Source organism: Micromonospora sp. WMMD714 (assembly GCF_029581315.1).
In the GTDB taxonomy this organism is placed as follows: domain Bacteria; phylum Actinomycetota; class Actinomycetes; order Mycobacteriales; family Micromonosporaceae; genus Micromonospora; species Micromonospora rifamycinica.
Map to the genome: position 1 here is coordinate 4,776,706 of NZ_CP120744.1, position 21,030 is coordinate 4,797,735.

General features: G+C 74.7%; 20 protein-coding genes. 8 read left to right on the top strand and 12 right to left on the bottom strand.

The window, feature by feature from the left end:
* Nucleotides 1–270: a transglycosylase gene (locus O7625_RS20335; protein ID WP_067306388.1), complete on the bottom strand. Its 270-nt coding sequence runs from the start codon at nt 268–270 to the stop codon at nt 1–3.
* Complete coding sequence (locus O7625_RS20340) at nt 267–665, bottom strand: STAS domain-containing protein (protein ID WP_282340644.1); 399 nt, start codon at nt 663–665, stop codon at nt 267–269. Before O7625_RS20340 ends, O7625_RS20335 begins: the two co-directional genes overlap by 4 nt.
* 149 nt (nt 666–814) lie before the next feature.
* On the opposite strand from O7625_RS20340, the gene O7625_RS20345 reads away from it, so the two are divergent.
* The 3 genes from O7625_RS20345 to O7625_RS20355 all read left to right on the top strand — a co-directional run bounded on the left by O7625_RS20345 (nt 815) and on the right by O7625_RS20355 (nt 3,521).
* Nucleotides 815–1,501 carry a response regulator transcription factor gene (locus tag O7625_RS20345; RefSeq protein ID WP_282340646.1) on the top strand — a complete coding sequence of 229 codons (687 nt, stop codon included), beginning with the start codon at nt 815–817 and terminating at the stop codon, nt 1,499–1,501.
* Nucleotides 1,498–2,853 carry a HAMP domain-containing sensor histidine kinase gene (locus O7625_RS20350; RefSeq protein ID WP_282340648.1) on the top strand — a complete coding sequence of 452 codons (1,356 nt, stop codon included), beginning with the start codon at nt 1,498–1,500 and terminating at the stop codon, nt 2,851–2,853. Before O7625_RS20345 ends, O7625_RS20350 begins: the two co-directional genes overlap by 4 nt.
* A 113-nt stretch (nt 2,854–2,966) precedes the next feature.
* On the top strand, nt 2,967–3,521 hold the full coding sequence (locus O7625_RS20355; RefSeq protein WP_282347015.1) for a GerMN domain-containing protein: 555 nt from the start codon (nt 2,967–2,969) through the stop codon (nt 3,519–3,521).
* Here the strand turns inward: O7625_RS20355 and O7625_RS20360 are convergent.
* From O7625_RS20360 to O7625_RS20370, 3 genes are all read right to left on the bottom strand, one after another.
* The gene (locus tag O7625_RS20360) at nt 3,494–4,282 is read right to left on the bottom strand and encodes an ABC transporter ATP-binding protein (protein ID WP_282347016.1); all 789 of its coding nucleotides are present in this window, start codon (nt 4,280–4,282) and stop codon (nt 3,494–3,496) included. The two genes, O7625_RS20355 and O7625_RS20360, sit on opposite strands and share 28 nt — an antisense overlap.
* A 43-nt stretch (nt 4,283–4,325) precedes the next feature.
* Nucleotides 4,326–5,348: an iron chelate uptake ABC transporter family permease subunit gene (locus tag O7625_RS20365; RefSeq protein ID WP_282347018.1), complete on the bottom strand. Its 1,023-nt coding sequence runs from the start codon at nt 5,346–5,348 to the stop codon at nt 4,326–4,328.
* A gap of 98 nt (nt 5,349–5,446) precedes the next feature.
* Entirely contained in the window at nt 5,447–6,433 is a 987-nt protein-coding gene (locus O7625_RS20370) for an iron chelate uptake ABC transporter family permease subunit (RefSeq protein WP_231932675.1), read from the bottom strand.
* A 158-nt stretch (nt 6,434–6,591) separates the two neighbouring features.
* On the opposite strand from O7625_RS20370, the gene O7625_RS20375 reads away from it, so the two are divergent.
* Nucleotides 6,592–7,626 (top strand): ABC transporter substrate-binding protein, encoded by a 1,035-nt coding sequence (locus tag O7625_RS20375; RefSeq protein ID WP_282340655.1) that lies wholly within the window; start codon nt 6,592–6,594, stop codon nt 7,624–7,626.
* A gap of 172 nt (nt 7,627–7,798) precedes the next feature.
* Here the strand turns inward: O7625_RS20375 and O7625_RS20380 are convergent, their stop codons facing one another.
* A complete protein-coding gene (locus O7625_RS20380) occupies nt 7,799–8,098 on the bottom strand; it encodes a hypothetical protein (protein WP_282340656.1) in 300 nt (99 codons plus the stop codon).
* A gap of 186 nt (nt 8,099–8,284) precedes the next feature.
* On the opposite strand from O7625_RS20380, the gene O7625_RS20385 reads away from it, so the two are divergent.
* A complete protein-coding gene (locus tag O7625_RS20385) occupies nt 8,285–9,124 on the top strand; it encodes an ATP-grasp domain-containing protein (protein WP_282340658.1) in 840 nt (279 codons plus the stop codon).
* Nucleotides 9,125–9,223: 99 nt separating this feature from the next.
* Here O7625_RS20385 and pgi read toward each other — a convergent pair whose 3' ends face one another.
* A complete protein-coding gene (gene pgi, locus O7625_RS20390) occupies nt 9,224–10,861 on the bottom strand; it encodes a glucose-6-phosphate isomerase (RefSeq protein WP_282340660.1) in 1,638 nt (545 codons plus the stop codon).
* A 234-nt stretch (nt 10,862–11,095) separates the two neighbouring features.
* Here pgi and O7625_RS20395 point away from each other — a divergent pair, with 234 nt between their 5' ends.
* Both O7625_RS20395 and O7625_RS20400 read left to right on the top strand, forming a co-directional pair.
* Nucleotides 11,096–13,039, top strand: coding sequence for an ABC transporter ATP-binding protein (locus O7625_RS20395; protein ID WP_282340662.1), 1,944 nt, complete (start codon nt 11,096–11,098; stop codon nt 13,037–13,039).
* A gap of 235 nt (nt 13,040–13,274) precedes the next feature.
* Nucleotides 13,275–14,735: an endo-1,4-beta-xylanase gene (locus O7625_RS20400; protein WP_282340664.1), complete on the top strand. Its 1,461-nt coding sequence runs from the start codon at nt 13,275–13,277 to the stop codon at nt 14,733–14,735.
* A 198-nt stretch (nt 14,736–14,933) separates the two neighbouring features.
* Here O7625_RS20400 and O7625_RS20405 read toward each other — a convergent pair whose 3' ends face one another.
* From O7625_RS20405 to O7625_RS20425, 5 genes are read right to left on the bottom strand one after another with little or no spacing between them, the layout of a single operon-like run.
* Nucleotides 14,934–15,569 (bottom strand): hypothetical protein, encoded by a 636-nt coding sequence (locus O7625_RS20405; protein ID WP_282340666.1) that lies wholly within the window; start codon nt 15,567–15,569, stop codon nt 14,934–14,936.
* On the bottom strand, nt 15,566–17,065 hold the full coding sequence (locus tag O7625_RS20410; RefSeq protein ID WP_282340668.1) for a selenium-binding protein SBP56-related protein: 1,500 nt from the start codon (nt 17,063–17,065) through the stop codon (nt 15,566–15,568). The genes O7625_RS20405 and O7625_RS20410 overlap by 4 nt, the downstream gene beginning before the upstream one ends.
* 15 nt (nt 17,066–17,080) lie before the next feature.
* On the bottom strand, nt 17,081–17,941 hold the full coding sequence (locus O7625_RS20415; protein ID WP_282340671.1) for an ABC transporter ATP-binding protein: 861 nt from the start codon (nt 17,939–17,941) through the stop codon (nt 17,081–17,083).
* The gene (locus tag O7625_RS20420; protein ID WP_282340675.1) at nt 17,914–18,747 is read right to left on the bottom strand and encodes an ABC transporter permease; all 834 of its coding nucleotides are present in this window, start codon (nt 18,745–18,747) and stop codon (nt 17,914–17,916) included. Before O7625_RS20420 ends, O7625_RS20415 begins: the two co-directional genes overlap by 28 nt.
* The gene (locus tag O7625_RS20425) at nt 18,744–19,715 is read right to left on the bottom strand and encodes an aliphatic sulfonate ABC transporter substrate-binding protein (RefSeq protein WP_067306358.1); all 972 of its coding nucleotides are present in this window, start codon (nt 19,713–19,715) and stop codon (nt 18,744–18,746) included. The genes O7625_RS20420 and O7625_RS20425 overlap by 4 nt, the downstream gene beginning before the upstream one ends.
* A gap of 129 nt (nt 19,716–19,844) precedes the next feature.
* Between O7625_RS20425 and O7625_RS20430 the strand changes: the two genes are divergently transcribed.
* Nucleotides 19,845–21,005: an LLM class flavin-dependent oxidoreductase gene (locus O7625_RS20430; RefSeq protein ID WP_282340677.1), complete on the top strand. Its 1,161-nt coding sequence runs from the start codon at nt 19,845–19,847 to the stop codon at nt 21,003–21,005.
* The last annotated feature ends 25 nt before the right edge of the window (nt 21,006–21,030 follow it).

The window sequence follows — 21,030 nt, forward strand, 5'->3', positions numbered from 1 at the left end:
TCAGCGCTCGGCACGGCCGCCGGCGGTCCCGACGACCAGCGCCACGGCGACCCCGGCCAGGCCGACCTGCACGATCAGCTGCCGCAGCGTGTAGCCGTCGCCGTCGATGCCGACCAGCCGGCTCAGGATGGTGCCGAGCAGCGCGGCGACCAGACCGACGGCGAGGGTGAGCCAGAGCGGCAGCTGGGTGCGGCCGGGGACGACGAGCCGGCCCAGCGCGCCGATCACGAGCCCGACCACGACGGCGGCGACGATCCCGGTGCCGCTCACCGGCTGTGCTCCCGCAGCCGGGGCAGGGCGGGCTGCCGGTGGACGGCCGGCGGGACCAGACCGCCGTCCACCGGCAGTGCCCTCGGGGTGGTGACCATGGGCAGCACCCGGGACACCCGGGCGGCGCTCAGCACGCGCATCGCCCGGGGGCTGGGATCCCGCAGCGTCAGCACACCGCCGTGGCGGGCCAGTTGCCGGTGCACGTCGAGCAGCAGCCCGACGGCGGCGGCGTCGAGGTGCCGGCATGCCGAGAGGTCCACCACCACGTGTGCCGGGCGCAGCTCGACGAGCCGGTCGAAGACCTGCCGGGACCGGGCCAGCGCGGCCAGGTCCAGGTCGTCGGTGACGCACACCTCCACCAGCGGTACGGTGCACTCCGGGCGGGACGCTCCCACGATCGCCCTCCTTCCGGTTCGCTGTCCGGATTCCAGCCTGCTGGGCGAGGTTGGCGGGGGCCGCGCAGACGTATGTCAGTTGCGTGACAAATTTCGCGTACCCCGTAGGCGGGTCGTCATCGCCGGAGCGCACCGGGCACGATTTGCCGATGGCGGGCGTACTGGTGATCGAGGACGACGACCGGATCCGTCTGGCGCTGCTGCTGGCCCTGGAGGACGAGGGCTACCTGGCGCGCGGGGCGGCCACGGCCGAGGAGGGGCTGCGGGCGCAGCGGCAGGACACCGCCGACTACGTGCTGGTGGACCTGATGCTGCCCGGCCTGGACGGCTTCGAGTGCATCAGGCAGCTACGCCGCCACGACGACGTGCCGATCGTGGTGGTCAGCGCCCGCGACGACACCCACGACATCGTCGCCGCGCTGGAGGCCGGCGCGGACGACTACCTGGTCAAGCCGGTCGCCATCAAGGAGCTCTCGGCGAGGCTGCGGGCACTGCGCCGCCGGGGCCGCAGCGTCGCGTCGGTGACCGCGGCGACGGTGCCGGTGCTGGCCTTCGGCGCGCTGGAGATCAGCCCGGAGGCCGGTGAGGTACGCCGGGCCGGGCGGCCCGTGCCGGTGACCCGGACCGAGTTCCGGTTGCTCTGCGAGCTGGCCGAGCACGCCGGGCGGGTGCTGTCCCGGCAGCAGCTGCTCAGCCGGGTGTGGGGCTACGAGACCGGCGACGAGCGGCTGGTCGACGTGCACGTGGGCCGGCTGCGGCAGAAGATCGAGGCCGATCCGGCCAACCCCCGGCACCTGGTCACCCTGCGGGGCCTCGGCTACAAGCTGCAACGATGAGGCGGCTCGGCCTGCGGGCCCGGGTCACCGCCGCGTTCGCGGTCGGTGCGCTGCTGCTGTCGGCGCTGATGGCGCTGATCTCGTACGAGCTGGTGCGCCGCTCGTTGCTCGACGAGCGGGAGCGGACCGCGCTGCGGGCGGCGTACTTCGACGCGGCGGTGGTCCGCGCCGGTCTGGACACCGACACCCCGGACGTCTACGAGGTGCTGCGCACCCTGGACACCGGTGGCAGCCGTCGGGCGCTGGTGTACCGCGACGGCCGCTGGTACGCCCGGACCGCCGACGAGGGGCCGTCCGGCGCGGTGCCGGCCGGGCTGATGGCGATGGTCGCCGACGGCGAGCCGGGGGTGCAGCGGATCCGGGTCGAGGGGCAGCCCGCCCTGCTGGTCGGGGTGCCGCTGGCGGAGTCGACCGGCTACTACGAGATCACCTCGCTGCGGGAGCTGGAGCAGACGTTCCAGGTGCTGGCGTTGGCGCTGACCGTGGTGGCGGTGACCGTGGCCGGCTCCGGTGCGGCACTGGGCTGGTACGCCACCCGGCACGGGTTGCGCCCGTTGACGGCGGTGGCCGACGCGGCCGAGAAGATCGCGGCGGGGGACGTCACCGCCCGGCTCGCCCCCGGCACCGACCCGGACCTGGCCCGGCTCTCCACCTCGTTCAACCGGATGGTCGACCAGGTGGCGGTGCGGATCGAACGGGACCGCCGGTTCGCCGCCGACGTCGCCCACGAGCTGCGCTCACCGTTGCAGACGCTGTCGGCGGCGGCGAGCGTGCTGTCCCGGCGTCGGGACGGGTTGGACGATCGCACGGCCACCGCCGCCGGTCTGGTCAGCGAGGAGATCACCCGGTTCCAGCGGCTGGTCAACGACCTGATCGAACTGGCCCGCAGCGACCGGCCGGTGCAGCGGGAGGAGGTCGACGTGCTGGCGCTGGCCCGGGCGGTGTGCCGGGGGCGGGGGTTGCCCGAGTCGCTGGTGGACGCCGGCCCGCCCCCGCCGGGACTCTGGTCGGTGGACCCCCGGCGGGTGGAGCAGGTGCTGGTCAACCTGCTGGACAACGCGGTCCGCTACGGCGGCGGCCCGGTCGCGGTGCGGCTCTGGGTCCGCGACGGGGTCGGGATGGTGGAGGTCGACGACGAGGGTCCGGGGGTGCCGGTGGCCGACCGGGAGGTGGTCTTCGACCGGTTCGTCCGGGGGCGGGCGGCACACGACCGGGCCGGCGGGGACGGCACCGGGTTGGGACTGGCGCTGGTCGCCCAGCATGCGGCCGCCCACGGGGGTCGGGCCTCGGTCGGCGACCGGCCCGGCGGCGGTGCCCGGTTCCGGGTGGAGCTGCCGGGGAGCCGGACGTGACCGGGCGCGGGGAGCCGGACGTGACCGGGCGCGCCCCCCGGGGCGCGTACCGCCGGGACGTGTACCGCCGGGACGTGTACCGCCGGGGCGCGTACCGGCGGGTGTCGCCGTCGGTGCGGTGGTGGGTGCTGCTGCCGGTGGTGGCGCTGCTGCTGCCGGCCGGGTGCGGGGTGCCGGTCGACGACCGGCCCCGGGGCGTCGAACCGCCGTTCGGGCCCCCGGCCGCTCCGGCCGCCAGCAGCGTCCCGGGCCGGGTGGAGCAGGCGTTCTGCCTGGTCCGCGACGGACGACTGGTCCGGACGGTCCGGCAGGTCGACGCCGCCGGTGGGGTGGACGGGCACCTGCGTCGGCTGCTGGCCGGCCCCACCCGGGCCGAGCGGGCGGCCGGCCTCGGCACCGCCCTGCCGGGCGCGGTGCACGTGCTGGGCGCGCGGCTGGTCGACGGGCGGGCGCACGTGGAGGTCGAGCCGCTGGGGGAGGAGTCCGGTCGCAGCGACGAGGTGCTGGCGTACGGGCAGATCGTCTGCACCCTGGACAGTCGCGCCGACGTCTCCGGGGTGTCGTTCCTGCTGCGCGGTGGGCCGCTGGAGGTGCCCCGGGCCGACGGTTCGCTGTCGGCCGGCCCGTTGACCGCCGCCGACTACCCCGCGGTCACCGGCCCGGACTGACCGCGCCGCCGGGCACGGGGGACGACCAGCGGGGTGCCGGTCTCCGGGTCCTCGACGATCCGGCAGGGTAGCCCGAACACCTCCTCGACGAGGGCGGCGGTGACCACCTCGCGGGGGTCGCCCTGGGCCACCACCCGACCGTCGCGCAGGGCGATCAGGTGGGTGGCGTACCGGGCCGCGTGGTGCAGGTCGTGCAGCACCGCGACCAGGGTCCGGCCCTGCTCCTCGTGCAGCCGGGCGCACAGGTCGAGCACCTCGATCTGGTGGGCGACGTCCAGGTAGGTGGTGGGTTCGTCGAGCAGCAGCAGGTCGGTCTGCTGGGCCAGCGCCATCGCGATCCAGACCCGTTGCCGCTGCCCACCGGACAGCTCGTCGACGGGCCGGTCGGCCAGCTCGCCGACGCCGGTGGCGGCCATCGACCGGGTCACCACCTGCTCGTCCTCGGTGGACCACTGGCGGAGCAGGCCCTGGTGCGGGTAGCGGCCCCGGGCGACCAGGTCGGCCACCGTGATGCCCTCCGGTGCGACCGACGACTGCGGCAGCAGGCCGAGGGTGCGGGCCACCTGGCGGGAGCGCAGCGAGTGGATGTCCCGGCCGTCGAGCAGCACCGTCCCGGCGGCCGGTCGCAGCGTCCGGGCCAGGGCGCGCAGCAGGGTGGACTTGCCGCAGGCGTTGGGGCCGATCACCACCGTGAACGACCGGTCAGGTACGGCCACCGACAGGTCCCGGGCCACCACCCGGCGATCGTAGGCCAGGGTCAGCCCGACCCCGCCCAGCCGACTCTCCGGTGTCACCACGTCCTCCTCAGATCCGGGCCGCGCGGCGTCGCGCGGCGAGCAGCCATACCAGGTAGCCGCCGCCGATCAGGCCGGTGACCACCCCGACGGGGAGCTGGTGGCCGTCGACCGCCCGCTGCGCGGCCAGGTCGGCGGCGAGCAGCAGCACCGCTCCGGTGCCGGCGGCGGCGGCCAGGTTCGGCCCGGGTGCCCGGGTCAGCCGGCGGGCCAGGTGCGGCGCGACCAGGGCGACGAAGGAGACCGGGCCGGCGGCGGCCGCCGCTCCGGCGGCGAGCAGCACCGCCGCGGCGAGCAGCAGGCGCCGGACCCGGGCCACCGGCACGCCGAGCGCGGTGGCGGTGTCGTCACCGAGCTCGATCATGGACAGCGGACGGGCCACGCCGACCACCACCGTCGTCAGCAGCCCCAGCAGGCCGAGCAGCGGGACGGCCTGCTCCCAGCCCCGACCGTCGAGGCTGCCGGTGAGCCAGAGCACCGCCCGCGCCGCGTCCATCAGCGGCGCCCGGGTGAGCAGCCAGCCGTTGACGCCGGTGAGGATGGCCGTGGTGCCGATGCCGACCAGCACCAGCCGGTAGCCGGGCAGGCCGTGCCGGCCGGCGACCGCCCACAGCAGCAGGCCGGTGGCGAGCCCGCCCAGCAGCGCCGCCCCGGACAGCAGCAGGGTGCCGCCGCCGAGCACCACCACGACCAGCGCGCCGGTGGCCGCGCCCTGGGTGACCCCGAGCACGTCGGGGCTGCCCAGCGGATTGCGGACCAGGGACTGGAGGATCGCGCCGGACAGCGCCAGGGCGGCCCCGACGCCGAGCGCGGTGACGAGCCGGGGTAGCCGCAGCTCGCCGACGATGAAGTCCTCGGCAGGGGTGCCGCCGCCGGTGAGGGTGCGCAGCACGTCGGCGGTGCTCATCGGGTAGTCACCGCCGCCGATCGCGGCCACCCCGAGGACGACGACCAGGGCGGCGACACCGAGCCCGACGACCAGGGACCGGCCGCGCCAGCGCACCGACCGTCCGCCGAGCCGGACCACCCGCACCGGCGGGCGGGGGCGGGTCGACGGGCCGGCGGACCTGGTACGGGGCATCGGGCCGGTGGACCCGGTGCGGGTCGACGGGTCGGTGGACCCGGTGCGGGTCATCGGCGGGCCACCAGGCGCAGGAACAGCGGCCCGCCGAGCACGGCGGTGACCAGGCCGACCTGGAGTTCACCGGGTCGACCGAGGACCCGGCCGAGCACGTCGGCGCCGAGCAGCAGCACCGGTGCGAGCACCGCGGCGTAGGGCAGCAGCCAGCGCAGGTCCGGGCCGGTCAGCGCGCGTACCAGGTGGGGGACGAGCAGACCGACGAAGACGATCGGGCCGCAGGCGGCGGTGGCCGCGCCGCAGAGCAGGGTGACCGCGGTGACGGTGCCGGCCCGGACCAGGGCGGGTCGCGCGCCGAGGGCGCGGGCGGCGTCGTCGCCGAGGGCCAGGGCGTTGAGCGGGCGGGCCCCGGCCAGTCCGACCAGGAGCCCGGCCAGGATGAACGGGGCCACCGTGCCGACGGTGGTGAAGTCGGCGGTGGCCAGCGAGCCGACGGTCCAGAACCGCAGCCGGTCCAGCGCGGCGGAGTCGAGCAGCATCATCGCGCTGACGTACGAGTAGAGCACCGCATTGAGGGCGGCGCCGGCCAGCGCCAGCCGCTCCGGGGTGGCCTGCCGGCCGCCGCCGACGGCGTGTACCGCGACGGTGACGACCACCGCTCCGAGCAGGGCGAACCAGATCCATCCGCGCACCGTGGCGACGCCGAACAGCGCGGTGGCGGTGGCCACCGCGGCGGACGCGCCGGCGTTGATGCCGAGCAGGCCCGGGTCGGCGAGCGGGTTGCGGGTGAGTGCCTGCATGAGCGCGCCGGCCACGCCGAGGGCCGCGCCGGCGAGCAGGCCGAGCAGCGTGCGGGGCAGCCGCATCTGCTGGACCACCGCGTGTTCGGGTGAGGCGGCGGAGAACAGGCCCTGCCACACCTCGACGGGGGTGAGTTGTCGCGCGCCGACGGCTACGCTGAGCACCACGACGGTGACGAGCAGCAGCAGACCCGCCCCGAGTCCGGCGGCCCGGACCCTGGTTCGTCGGCGGGCGGCCACCGTCCCCGGTGGAACGGTGGGTACGGATAGGGTGGCGGACAGTGTCGACTCCCGAGGCGAGTGCGGCGTGCGCCGCCCGTTGACAGTGATTTAGGTTAGGTTAACCTAACCCTGTCGTCGCGGATCGCGGTGGTCCGGGCCTGACCGAAAGACGTCACATGCTGCCTTCCTCGTCCTCACCCCGATTCTCCCGCCGGGGCCTGCTCGCCGCCGGTGGCGGGGCCGCCCTGACCGCTCTCCTCGCCGCCTGCGGCGGGGGCGACGACCCGGCGGAGCCCACCGCGAACGGCTCCGCCGGCCCGTGGAGCTTCACCGACGACCGGCAGCGCAAGGTCGAGGCGGCCAGCACCCCGACCCGGGTGGTCGCCTTCACCGGGGTGGCCGCCGCGCTCGTCGACTTCGGACTCGACTCCCAGCTCGTCGGGGTGTTCGGCGAGACCACCCGGACCGACGGCTCCCGCGACCCGCAGGCCGGGGACCTCGACGTCGACCGGGTCACCGTGCTCGGCAACGTCTGGGGCGAGTTCAACGTGGAGAAGTACGCCGGGCTCCGCCCCGACCTGCTGGTCACCCACATGTACGACCCGGACGCCCTCTGGTACGTCCCGGACGAGAGCCGCGACAAGATCCTCCAGCTCGCGCCGAGCGTGGCCGTCACCACCGCCCGGACCCCGATGACCCGCCCGATCGAGCGCTACGCCGAGCTGGCCCGCTCGCTCGGCGCGGACCTGTCCGCCGCGAAGGTCACCGCGGCCAAGACCCGGTTCGAGGCCGCCGCCGAGCAGGTCCGGGCGGCGGTCAAGGCCAACCCGGGCATCCGGGTGATGGCCTCGTCCGGCAGCCCCGACCTGTTCTACGTCTCCAACCCGAAGGTCAGCACCGACCTGATGTACTTCGCCGAGCTGGGCGTCGAGATCGTGGTCCCCACCAAGCTCGAAGCCGGTGACTACTTCGAGGCGCTGAGCTGGGAGAACGCCGGTAAGTTCCCGGCCGACCTGATCCTGCTGGACAACCGCTCCACCGCGTTGCAGCCCAAGGACCTCGCGGCCAAGCCCACCTGGGCGCAGCTCCCGGCGGTCAGGGCCAACCAGGTCACCCCGTGGGACGCGGTGCCCCGCTTCTCGTACGCGGGCGCGGCGCCGCTGCTGGAGAACCTGGCCACCGCAATCCGCTCCGCCAAGCGCCTCGGCTGACCGGCCTCCGGCCGGCTCCTCGACCCGGCGGGTCGCCTCCCTCGGCCGGGGCGGGGCGGTGTCGCCTCCCTGGACCGGGGGGTGTCGCCTCCCTCGGCCGGGGCGGTGGTGTGGTGTCCCCCCGCCGGCCGGTGCGCCAGCCGCCGGTGGCGAGGGGACGACGAGCGACGGGTCAGGCCGCCTCGGCGGTACGCGACCGGCGCGGGGACAGGCCCGCCTGCTCCCGTCCGGTACGCCGGTCGTCGGCGGTGTCCAGGGCCGCGTCGCCGGCCATGCTCAGCGCCCGCCGGGCGTTACGCGCGGCGTCGCAGGGCCAGTCCTGGTGCTCGCAGAGCAGGTTGTCGCACCGCCCGGACTGGTCCGGGTGGTGCGCGTCGATCACGTCGAGAGCGAGCCGCCACAGAAGCGGATCGGTCACCCCGGCGGGCGCGGCGGTGCGGGTATGTCGCTGTGTGTGGTGGGCGTCGGACACGGTCTCCCCCTTTGTCGGTACCGAGGAAGAGTCTCCAGCCTGTCCGGTGGCAAAACCAATGACCTGGGGTGGGAATCACCACCACGGCCCGGTCCGGCGACCTGTCCGGTACCGTCGGCCGCCGTTTCGGACGTACCCCGGGTCCGGGATCCGGTCGCGGTGGCACGGGTGGGGGAGGATGCGGAGATGCTGTTGATCGTCCCCGCCGACCCGCTGCGGCCCCGCCGGCCGGACCCGCACTTCGCGCCGGAGGCGCGGGCCGCCCGGGAGGCCGGGCACCCGGTGGCCGTGGTCGACCACGATGCGCTCGCGGCGGGCCGGGACCTCGCGCGGGCGGTCGCCGCCGTGCCGGCGGCCGACGACGCGGTCTACCGGGGCTGGATGCTCTCCGCCGCCCGCTACGCCGGCTTCGCCGAGGCGTCGGCCGCCCGGCAGGTGACCCTGCGCACCGGCCCCGACCAGTACCGGCGGGCACACGAGCTGCCCGGCTGGTACGCCGCCGCGGCGGCGCTGACCCCGGAGTCCCGGTGGACGGTCGGGGACGACCGGGCCGACTTCGAGCGGGCCCGGGCCGGGCTGGGCGGCGGTCCGGCGGTGCTGCGCGACTGGACCAAGTCCGCCAAGCACCACTGGCACGAGGCGTGCTTCGTTCCCGAGTTGGCCGACGGCGACGCCGCCTGGCGGATCGCGAGCCGGCTGCGCGAGCTGCGCGACGACGACTTCACCGGCGGCTTCGTGCTGCGCCGGTTCGAGCCCCTCGCCGGGGCGGAGGTGCGTACCTGGTGGGTCGACGGCCGGTGCGTGCTGACCGGCCCGCACCCGGACACCCCGGACGAGTTGCCCGACGCCCCGGTCGACACCGACCCGCTGACCTCCGTGGTGGCCGCGCTCGGCCTGCCCTTCGTCACCGCCGACCTGGCGCTGCGTGCCGACGGCCGGTGGCGGCTGGTGGAGATCGGCGACGGACAGGTCAGCGACCGCCCGTCCACCGTGCCCCCGGAGACCCTGGTGGCCGCCCTCGGCTGAGCGCGGCCGGTGCCGACCGCGCTGCCGGTCGAGGCCCGACCGGGGGTGGCCGGGTGGCCGCCGGCGGTGGGACCGCCCGGCAGCCACCCGCCCGGGATCTCAGGCCCGGCCGCGCTCCGAGCGGTAACGGCGGATCAGCGCCGCGGTGGAGGAGTCGACGTCGGACAGCTCCGGCGCGTCACCGGTCAGCTTCGGGGCGAGCTGGTTGGCCATCACCTTGCCCAGCTCCACCCCCCACTGGTCGAACGGGTTGATGTCCCAGATCGCGCCGCAGGTGAACACGATGTGCTCGTAGAGCGCGATGAGCTGGCCCAGCGTCGCCGGGGTGAGCTTCGGCGCGATGATCGAGGTGGTCGGGTGGTTGCCCGGCATCACCCGGTGCGGCACCACGTCGGCGGCCGTGCCCTCCGCCTCGACCTGCTCCTTCGTCCGGCCGAAGGCCAGCGCGGCGGTCTGCGCGAAGAAGTTCGACATGAACAGGTCGTGCATCTCGCCCAGGTCGTGGTTGGGCTGGCTGAACGCGATGAAGTCCGCCGGGATCAGCAGGGTGCCCTGGTGGATGAGCTGGTAGAAGGCGTGCTGGCCGTTGGTGCCGGGCTCGCCCCAGAAGATCTCCCCGGTCGGGTGGTCCACCGGCGTGCCGTCGAGCGTCACCGACTTGCCGTTGCTCTCCATGGTGAGCTGCTGCAGGTAGGCGGGGAACCGGTGCAGGTACTGCGAGTAGGGCAGCACGGCGTGGGTCTGCGCGCCGAGGAAGTCGACGTACCAGACGTTGAGCAGCCCGAGCAGCGCCGGCACGTTGCGCTCCACCGGCGCGGTGCGGAAGTGCTCGTCGACGGCGTGGTAGCCGGCCAGCAGCTCGCGGAACCGGTCCGGCCCGACCGCCAGCATCACCGACAGCCCGACCGCCGACGGCAGCGAGTACCGGCCACCCACCCAGTCCCAGAAACCGAACATGTTCTCCGGGTCGATGCCGAAGGCGGTGACCCGGTCGGCGTTGGTGCTCACCGCCACGAAGTGCCTCGCGATCGCCGCGTCGTCGTCGGCGTCCAGCCCCGACAGCAGCCACGTCTTGGCCTGCTCGGCGTTGGCCAGCGTCTCCTGGGTGGAGAAGGTCTTCGACACCACCACGAACAGGGTGCTCGCCGGGTCCAGGTCGTGGGTCTTGTCGTGGATGTCGGTCGGGTCGATGTTGGAGACGAACCGGCAGTGGATCCCGGCGTCCCGGTACGCCTTGAGCGCCTCGTACGCCATCACCGGCCCGAGGTCGGAGCCGCCGATGCCGATGTTGACCACCGTGCGGATCCGCTCGCCGGTGTGCCCGCGCCACTGCCCGGTGCGGACCCGCTCGCTGAACGCGGCCATCCGGTCCAGCACCCGGTGCACGTCGGCCACCACGTCCTGCCCGTCCACGGTCAGCGCGGCGTCGCGCGGCAGCCGCAGCGCGGTGTGCAGCACGGCCCGGTCCTCGGTGGTGTTGATGTGCTCCCCGGCGAACATGGCGGCGATCCGGTCGGTCAGCCGGACCCGCCCGGCCAGCGCGGTGAGCAGCCCGATCGTCTCGTCGGTGACGAGGTTCTTGCTGTAGTCGACGTGCAGGTCGGCGACCTCGCCGGTGAGCCGCTCACCCCGTTGCCGGTCGGCCGCGAACAGCTCCCGCAGGTGGGTGCCGCGCATCATCTCGGCGTGCTTGCGCAGCGCCTGCCATTCGTCGGTGGTGGTCACACTCGCAGCCATCGGGTCGATCTTCTCCTTCACGACGGTCGTCGGCGCGTGGTGCCGCCGACGGTTCGCGTCCCAGCCTGCCACCCGGGGCCCGGCCCCGCGACGCGACCCGGCGCACCGGGCGGCGCGGCGTGCCCCGCGACACGCCAATGCGACAGGTGTACGACACGCCGCCACGGCGAGACAGCCCGTCGTCGCTGACAGTAGGCTCGCCCGTGCCCCGCCCCCTTCGGCCCGGGAGGAACCATGGCGACGGTGACCGGTCCCCGCCGAGCGGCCGGCGCGGACGAGCCCGCCGATGCCGAATCCACCGACGCCGGGCTCGACCTGCCGGAGCTGGCCGACGGCGCCTGGATGCACCACGCCACCGCGTTCGCGCACACCAGCTTCCGTGCGGTGGCCCGCCGGCTGCCCCGGCTGGTGCGCGAGGCCGTCGTGCTGGCCTGGGCCACCAGCCGGCGCGACACCCTCGCCGCGATCGGCCTGAACCTCGCCGCCGGGGTGATGACCACGCTGGGCCTGCTCGCCACCACCGGCGTGCTGCGGGAGTTGTTCGCCGCCGGCCCGACGCCGGACCGGGTCCGGGCCGCGCTGCCCGCGCTGGTGCTGGCCGCGGCCGCGGTGGCCGCCAAGGGCACCCTGACCGTCACCGCCGGTTGGGCGCAGGCCCGGCTGATCCCGCAGATCACCTACGCGGTCGAGCTGCGGCTGTTCGAGACCACCACGGCGGTCGAGCTGGCCGCCTTCGACGACGCCGGCTTCGCCGAGGAGATGGACCGGGTCCGTGACCGGGGCGTGGCCGAGGCCGCGTCCATCGTCGACCACACGGTCAACCTGATCACCGGGGTGGTGGGCGTGCTGGCCACCGCCGCCGCGGTGACCGTGATCCAGCCGTTGCTGCTGCCGTGCCTGCTGCTCGCCGCGGTGCCCGAGGCGGTCACCGCGGTCCGGATGGCCCGCCGCCAGTACCTGGACATGCTGGCCCGGATCAACCGGCGTCGCCGGATGTGGATGCTGGCCAACCTGATGGCCAACCGGCACACCGCCGCCGAGGTGCGGGCCTACCAGATGCGCGACTTCCTGCTCACCGAGTTCCGTCGGATGATGAACACCGAGACGGCCGCGCTGCTGCGGTTGGCCCGCGCGCAGAGCCGGACCCGGGCCGTCGGGATGTCCGTCGGCGGGATCGCCGCCTTCGCGGTCTACGCCATGCTCGGTGGGTTGCTGCTCGCCGGCCTCGTCGCGCTGGCCGCGGCGGCGACCGCGCTGCTCGCCCTGCAGTCGGCCCGCAGCAGCCTGGGCCTCGCCGTCTTCGCCACCAACAACCTCTACGAGGACGCCCTCTACTACCAGGACTACCGGGACTTCCTCGACCGCGCCGAGGGGCGCAGCGGCACCGGGACGGGACGGCCCGCCACCGGGTTCGACAGCATCGAGCTGGACCGGGTGAGCCTGCGCTACCCGGACACCGACGCCCCGGCCGTCGACGAGGTCAGCCTCACCGTCCGGCGGGGCGAGGTGGTCGCGCTGGTCGGGGAGAACGGCTCCGGCAAGACCACCCTGGCCAAGCTGATCGCCGGTCTCTACCGCCCCACCGGCGGGGCGATCCGGTGGGACGGTGTCGACGTGGCCGAGCTGGACCCGGCATCGACCGCCGCGCAGGTGGCGGTGGTGACCCAGGAGTGGTGGAAGTTCCCGTTCACCGCCGCGCAGAACATCCGTATCGGCCGGTACGACCGGGCTCCGGACGCGGCCGGGCCCACCGTCGAGGCCGCCGCCCGGTCGGCCGCCGCGCACGACATGATCGCCGGGCTGCCGTTCGGCTACGACACCCTGCTGGCCCGGGAGTTCAAGAACGGCCACGACCTCTCCGGCGGGCAGTGGCAGCGACTGGTGGCCGCGCGGGGCCTCTACCGGGACGCCCGCCTGCTGATCTGTGACGAGCCGTCGGCCGCCCTCGACGCCCGCGCCGAACACGCGCTCTTCGAGCAGCTGCGGCGGCGGCCCGACCGGACGGTCGTGCTGATCACCCATCGGCTGGCCAACGTCCGGCACGCCGACCAGATCTTCGTGATGGACCACGGTCGGCTGGTGCAGCAGGGCGACCACGACGCGTTGATGGCCGCCGACGGGCCCTACCGGGAGCTGTTCGCCCTGCAGGCGAGCGGCTACCTCGCCGCCACCGAGTAGCGGCGGCTCCGGTGTCACCGGCCGGGCAGCGCGACTCAGACATCGACGTTCATTGAACTCTGGGGGATGTTTCGATAGCGTCACCCGGGTAACCGCTCGACCTCGGCGGTGGCGGCTGAGCGACGACGCGGGCGGGTGTGGCCTCCGGGCGGCCACACCGCCTCCCCGGGCCGGCCACCGCACTCGGGCGAAAGGTCGGGACGGTGCACCCCCACCGTCTTGGAAGGCTGCTGCCATGAACCCTGTGTCCGCCCGCGGCAGCGGGCGTCGGACGACACCACCGCGGCTGCGGGCCGCGCTGGTCTCGATCGCCACCGGCGTGGTCGCCGTCGGCACCACCGTCGCCCTCGCCTCCGGTGCCAGCGCCGGCACCACCCTCGGTGCCGCCGCCGCCGAGACGGGCCGCTACTTCGGCGCCGCGGTGGCGGTGAACCGGCTCTCCGACTCCGGCTACGTCGGCATCCTGAACCGTGAGTTCACCTCGGTCACCGCCGAGAACGAGATGAAGTGGGACGCCACCGAGCCCAGCCCGAACCAGTTCACCTACACCAGCGGCGACAAGCTGGTCAGCCACGCCGAGGCCCACGGGATGCGGGTCCGCGGTCACGCGCTGGCCTGGCACCAGCAGCAACCCCGCTGGACGGCGGTCCTGTCCGGCACCGCCCTGCGCAACGCCATGCTCAACCACGTCACCCAGGTCGCCACCCACTACCGGGGCAGGATCGACGCGTGGAACGTGGTGAACGAGGCGTTCGCCGACGGTGGCAGCGGTGGGCGTCGTGACTCCAACCTGCAGCGCACCGGTGACGACTGGATCGAGGCGGCGTTCCGGGCCGCCCGGGCCGCCGACCCGGGCGCGAAGCTCTGCTACAACGACTACTACACCGACGGGCAGAACCCGAAGAGCAACGGCGTGTACGCCATGGTCCAGGACTTCAAGGCCCGGGGCGTGCCGATCGACTGCGTCGGCTTCCAGTCCCACTTCACCGCGCAGTCGCCGGTGCCGGCGGACTACCAGGCCAACCTCCAGCGCTTCGTCGACCTCGGCGTCGAGGTGCAGATCACCGAGCTGGACGTCGAGGGCTCCGGTAGCTCCCAGGCCGACAGCTACTCCCGCGTGGTCAGGGCCTGCCTGGCGATCTCCCGCTGCACCGGCATCACCGTCTCCGGCATCCGGGACACCGACTCGTGGCGGTCCAGCGCCACGCCGCTGCTCTTCGACGGCAACGGCACCAAGAAGGCCGCGTACACCTCCACGCTGGACGCGCTCAACGCGGGCGGCACCACCGTCCCGCCGACCCCGCCGCCGCCGACGGCTGCGCCGCCCACTACCACCCCGCCGCCCACCACGGCTCCGCTGCCCACGACCACTCCGCCGCCCACCACGGCTCCGCCGCCCGCTGACGGTCACTGCACCGCGTCGGTGTCGCTCAGCTCCTGGCCCGGCGGCTTCGTGGCCACCGTGACGGTCACCGCCGGCCCGGCCGGGCTCGACGGGTGGGTGGTCGGCCTGCCCCTGCCGTCGGGGGCCGCCGTCACCAACGCCTGGAGCGCGCAGCACGCCGGCACCGCCGGTGACGTCAGCTTCCGCAACGTCGGCTACAACGGCTCCATCGGTGCGGGGGTCGGCACCGAGTTCGGTTTCCAGGGCACCGGCGACGGTCCCACCGGCACGGCGACCTGCGCCCACGCCTGAGCCCGGTCCGATCCCGGACCCCGGCACGACGGCGACGCCCGTCGCGCCGGCACGGTCGGCCGCCCGTCGCACCCGGGCGGCCGACCGATCCACGCGGCGGGGGTGACCCGCCGCCGGCATCGCCGTGTCCGGTGCGACCAGCTCGACGCGGGACATCCCGCCGGGCCGGGCCTGCCAGCCACTGCCGCGGCCATGCGGTCAGACCGCGGCGGCCAACGTCACCACCCCGGCCGCGACCAGCGCCCCGGCCCAGAGCCGGTCCACGTTGAACCAGGCCCGGCGCAACATCCCGACCCCGAACACCTCGTACACCACGAGGGCGACGACCAGCGCGACCACCAGCATGGCCAGCGTGTGCACCCCGGCCGCGGCCAGGCCGGGCAGCGCGCCGGCCGGGGCCGCCGCCAGGTGCCCGGCGTGCCCGCCGGTCGGCGGGGGGTCGGCCAGCAGCACCGGCAGCAGCATCAACCCGGCCCCGTGCGCCGACGACATCAGGAACGACCAGCCGGCCACCTGGGCCGCCGACAGGCGTATCCCGGCCCAGCGGAAGTGCCGCTGCGACAGCAGCCGCCACAGCCCGAAGCCGACCAGCACCGTCCCGCCGGTCACCGTCAGCGCGGTGCTCACCCCGACCGACCGGGTGGCGGTGACCAGCGCGGCGACCACCGCCACCGAGGCCAGGTGACCCGCCGCGACCGGGGGCAGCGCGGCCAGCAGCGCCGCCCGGCGGCGCTGCTGCAACCCCCGGGCGACCGCGAGCAGCCACCCCATGGCCGGGTTCAGCCCGTGGAACGCGCCGAGCGCCGCCAACGCCAGCAGGGTCCGCCCGGTCACGGGAAGCAGTACGAGTCGGAGCTGGCGTCACCGCCCTGCAAGCGGGTCTGGTGCACCCGCAGCCCTCGGAACTCCGCGCCGTGCGGGAAGAACCGCTCGTCCGGGGTGAGCCCGCCGTGTTCCGGGTCGACGTCCAGCTTGGCCAGCCAGGCACCCACCCCGTCGGGATAGAACTGGTCGTCCCAGGAGCCGTAGAGCGAGTTGCTGACGTAGACCCGCCGGCCGTCCCGACTGACCTCCACCATCTGCGGGCCACCGGCCAGGGACTCGTCCGGCGCGGCCGGGTGGGCGGTGCGGGCCACGATGCCGCCGAGCCGCACCGAGCCGACCAGCACCGGGTGGAACGGGTCGCGGACGTCGTACTGGCGCAGCTCACCGGTGCCCCAGCAGGAGACGTAGAGGAAGCGGTCGTCCACCGACAGGTCGATGTCGGTGACCAACGGAGGCACCGCCCCGAACGGCTTGAGCAGCTCGGGCAGGTCGGCCGGCTCGGCCGGCTCGGCGGGGATGTCGATCACCTTGGTCACCGCCCACAGGGCGTGCGCGCCTGCGCCGTCGCGGTGCCACAACCAGACCGAGGCCGACAGGTCCTCAACGCTGATCACCACCCCGACGAAGCCGTACGACTGCGTCGGGTCGTGGGCGGGACGCAGTTCGAGCGGCATCTGGTACTGGTCGCCGAGGTCGACCCGCTGCACGTGCCGGCGTTTGGCGAGGTCCCAGAAGTGGATCGCGTGGCCGTATTTGCGCCCCAACAGCAGCTCGCCGACGATGCCGTCCTCGATCATCGACGGGGTGCCCCACTCGCTGGTGACCAGCACGTCCTGGGTGAGGTGCCACCACACGTCGTACGCCAGGAACTGTGGTCCCCGGTCGGCCTCCCAGGCACCGCGGACCTCGAAGGTGGTGTGGTCGAGCACGGCGATGCCGCCGGGGCCCTGCGCGCCGTCGACGCCGCTCGTGCCCCGCGCGCCGTCGACGCCGCTCGTGCCCTGCGCGCCGTCGACGCCGCTCGTGCCCTGCGCGCCGTCGACGCCGCCGAGCGCCGACAGGTAGATGCCGTCCGGGCCGCAGTGCACGGTGTGCGGGCGGGAGTAGCCGGCGCGTCCGGCCAGCTCCTCCGCACCGATCACCTTGACCAGCTGCGGGGCGCGCGGGTCCGGCCGGGTGTCGAACACGTGGATCCGGGAGGAGCGCAGCCCCGGCACGATCAGGTAGCGCCGCTCGACGTGCGGGTGCGGGGCGGTCGGGCAGAGCGCGCTGCTGCACGCGTTCCACCCGAAGTGGTGCACCTCGTCGCCGGTTCCCGGCAGGTCGGTCCAGCCGACGACCCGGCCGTAGTCGGCGGATTCCGGATCGGTGTCGAGCACGACGATCGCGTCCGGCCGCTGCGCCGTACGGTCGAACGCGGCGACGTAGGCCAGCTTCTCGGCGGGCGCGGTGGACGCCTCGCGGGGGGAGGGGTAGAAGCTCGGGTCGGGTGTCCATCGGGTCATGCGGTCCTCCGGTGGTCAGGCGGCGGGTACGCCGAGGCGGTCCAGCAGGCGGCGGCGCAGCGCGCCGAAGGCGGGATGGTCGGGGGAGCGGGCGGGTGGCCGGTCCCCGGGCTGGTCGGGATCCAGGTCGACCGGGATCTCCTCGGCGATGACCCCCTCGTCGAGGAGCAGGATCCGGTCGGCGAGCAGCAGCGCCTCCTCCACGTCGTGGGTGACCAGCAGGGCGGCGAAGCCGTGCTGGGCGCGTAGCCGCCGCAGCAGGGACTGCATCCGCAGCCGGGTCAGCGCGTCGAGCGCCCCGAACGGCTCGTCGAGCAGCAGCAGGTCCGGCTCCCGGACCAGGGCGCGGGCCACCGCGACCCGTTGCGCCTGGCCACCGGAGAGCTCCGCCGGCCAGGCCCGCCGGCGGTCGGCCAGCCCCACCTCGGCCAGCGCCCGGTCCACCCGGGCGCGTACGTCCGGGCCGGTGACCCCGAGCGCGACGTTGTCGCCGACCCGTTTCCAGGGCAGCAGCCGGTGTTCCTGGAAGACCACGGCGGCGGTGCCGCGCAGCCGGGTCCGTCCGGTGGCCTCGGCGTCCAGTCCGGCGAGGATGCGCAGCAGGGTGCTCTTGCCGGAGCCGCTGCCGCCGAGCAGCGCCACCACCTCACCGGCGGCGATGGTCAGGTCGACCCCGGCGAGCACCGGCCGGTCGTCGAAGGCCCGCCGCACCGCGTGGGCGGTGAGCACCGCCGCGGCGTCGGCTGCCCTGCCCGCGTCGCCGGCCGCCGCGCCCGGATCGCCGCTCGGCCCGCCCGTGCCGCCGACAGCCGGCCTCGTGCCACTGGCTGCCGTGCCGGCCGGGTCGGTCAGGTCGCCCGCAGGCCGCGTCGCCATGTCAGGGTCCTCCTCTCCAGCATCCGTAGGGCGAGGTCGGACAGCAGCCCGAGCAGCGCGTAGACGACCAGGCCGAGCACCACCACGTCGGTCTGGCTGAACTCCCGGGCCTCCATCATCAGGAAGCCGATGCCGGTCTGGGCGTTGACCTGTTCGCCGACGACGAGGCTGAGCCAGGCCGCCCCGATCGCCAGCCGCAGCCCGAGGAACAGCGACGGCAGCGCGCCGGGCAGCACCACGTGCCGCAGCCGGGCGGCGGGTCCGAGCCCGCAGGTACGGGCCGCCTCGACGAGCCGTTCGTCGATGTCCCGGATGCCGGCGTAGGTGTTGAAGTAGATCGGGAAGAACACCCCGAGCGCGACCAGGGTGATCTTCAGCGGCTCACCGATCCCGACCCAGATGATCAGCAGCGGGACGAGTCCCAGGTGGGGCAGCATCCGGGCCATCTGCACCGGCGGGTCGACCAGGTCGTCGCCGAGGCGCAGCAGGCCGGCGGCGGCGCCGAGCACCAGCGCCAGCACCCCGCCCAGGAGCAGCCCGACGCCGGCCCGGGTGAGCGAGTCGAGCAGGTGGACGCCGAGGGTGCCGTCGGCGGCCAGTCGTACGCCGGTGGCGAGCACCTGACTGGGCGCGGGCAGCTTCTCCGGGGCCAGCAGCCCGGCGCGGGCGGCGGCCTCCCAGCCGGCGACGAGCGCGACCGGGCTGACCAGCCGCCACCAGCGCGGGCCGGTGCGGCGTCGCCGACCGGCGGCCGGTGGGGCCGTGCCGGCGGTCGGCGACGCGGTGGCCAGTACGGCGCTGCTCACTGGAACACCGCGCTGAACCGGTCGTCGACCCGGCCGGAGATGTCTACCGGCCCGGGCACCAGGTCGAGGGTGGTGAAGCCGTCCGCGATGGCCTGGAGTTCGGCGCCGACGGCGGGGGTGACCGGGGCCAGTGGGCGGGCGCTGCGGGCCAGCGCCCGGGTGGTCACGTCCAGCGGGATCTTCAGCTCGGGGGCGAGCACCGCGGCGCGCTCCCCGGGGTGGGCGATACCCCAGTCGGTCACCTGCCGGTACGTGGTGAGGAAGGCGCGGACGTCGTCGGCGCGGTCCCGCACCGCCCCGGGCGCGGCCAGCACGTACTCCCGGTTGCTGGCCAGCCCGGTGGCGTCGGCGAGGACCTTCACCCCGGGCTGCTCGGCGAGGGCGAAGTACGGATCCCAGATGATCCAGGCGTCGATCTGGCCGTTGTCGAACGCCGGCCGCCCCTCGGCCGGCTTGAGGTACTTGACGTTGAGGTCCTTGAGCGTCATGTTGTTCGCCGCCAGCAGCCGGACCAGCAGCCAGTGCACGTTGCTGCCCTTGTTCAGCGCCACCGTCCGGCCGCGCAGGTCGGCGAAGGTCTTCAGGCCGCTGCTCTGCTTGACCAGCACCGCCTCGCCCTGCGGAATGGGGGCCGAGGTGCCGATCACCGAGAAGGGGATCTTCGCGGCGGCGGCGAAGACCGGTGGTGCCTCGCCGACCTGCCCGATGTCGATCGCGCCGGCCTTGAGCGCCTCGGTGAGGGCGGGACCGCTCTCGAACAGCGACCACTGCACGTCCGGTGCGGCGTTGCGGGCCTTGACCAGGCTCAGCCCGCCGAAGCGCTGGTAGCCGACGCGCAGCGGGCCGGTGCTGCCGCCACCCGCGTCGGCGGCGTCGGCGCAGCCGGCGATCCCGCCGACCGCGACCAGTGACAGGACGGTGAACACGGCGGTGACCAGGCGGCGGAGGCTCCTCGGCGGGGTGGACATGTCGGCTCCTCGGGAGTGGACGGACTGCTCGCGACGCCGGAGGTCGGCGGCGGGCAGTAACCTACCAAGCCGATAGGTTTTATGGGTAGCCTGTCGTGGTTGCCGTCCCATCCCTCAGGAGGACCCCCGATGCCGCTGACCTTCCACTGGTTCCTGCCCACCTACGGCGACAGCCGCGACATCGTCGGCGGTGGCCACGGCGTCGCGGTCGGTACCGCCGGGGGAGCCCGCCCCGCCACCGTCGCCTACCTCGGGCAGATCGCCCGCACCGCCGAGCAGCTCGGCTTCGTCGGCGCGCTCACCCCGACCGGGGCCTGGTGCGAGGACGCCTGGCTGACCACCGCGATGCTCTCCGAGGTCACCGAACGGCTGAAGTTCCTGGTGGCGTTCCGCCCTGGCCTGCTCTCACCCACCCTCGCCGCCCAGATGGCCGCCACCTTCCAGCGGCTCTCCGGCGGCCGGCTGCTGCTCAACGTGGTCACCGGCGGGGAGGCGGTCGAACAGCGCTCCTACGGCGACTTCCTCGACAAGGACGCCCGGTACGCCCGTACCGACGAGTTCCTGCACATCGTCCGGGCGCTGTGGCGGGGTGAGACGGTCGACCACGCCGGGGCGCACCTGCGGGTCGAGGGCGCCCGGCTGTCCCGGGTGCCCGACCCGGTGCCCCCGGTCTACTTCGGTGGGTCGTCCGCCGCCGCCGGCCCGGTCGCCGCCCGGCACAGCGACGTCTACCTGACCTGGGGTGAGCCGCCCGCCCAGGTGGCCGAGAAGCTCGACCGGATCCGCGCCGTCGCGGCCGGCGTCGGTCGGGAGCTGCGCTTCGGCATCCGGCTGCACGTCATCGCCCGGGACACCGCCGAACAGGCCTGGGCGCAGGCCGGGCGGCTGCTCGACGGCATCGACGCGGCGGACGTCCGGGCCGCCCAGGAGGGGCTGCGGCGCAGCGAGTCCGAGGGGCAGCGCCGGATGCTGGCCCTGCACGGCGGCAGCCGCGACGCGCTGGAGGTCGCCCCCAACCTCTGGGCCGGATTCGGGCTGGTCCGGGGCGGCGCGGGCACCGCCCTGGTGGGCAGCCACACCGAGATCGCCGACCGGATCGCCGAGTACCACGCGCTCGGCATCGACGAGTTCATCCTGTCCGGCCACCCGCACCTGGAGGAGGCGTACTGGTTCGGTGAGGGGGTGCTGCCGATCCTGCGGTCCCGGGGGCTGTGGCGGCATCCGGCGGGCGACCCGGTGACCGAGGTGACGGCGAGCATCCCGTTCGCCCCCCGACCGGCCCGGGTCTGACCGCCGACGGCGCGCCCCACCGGCC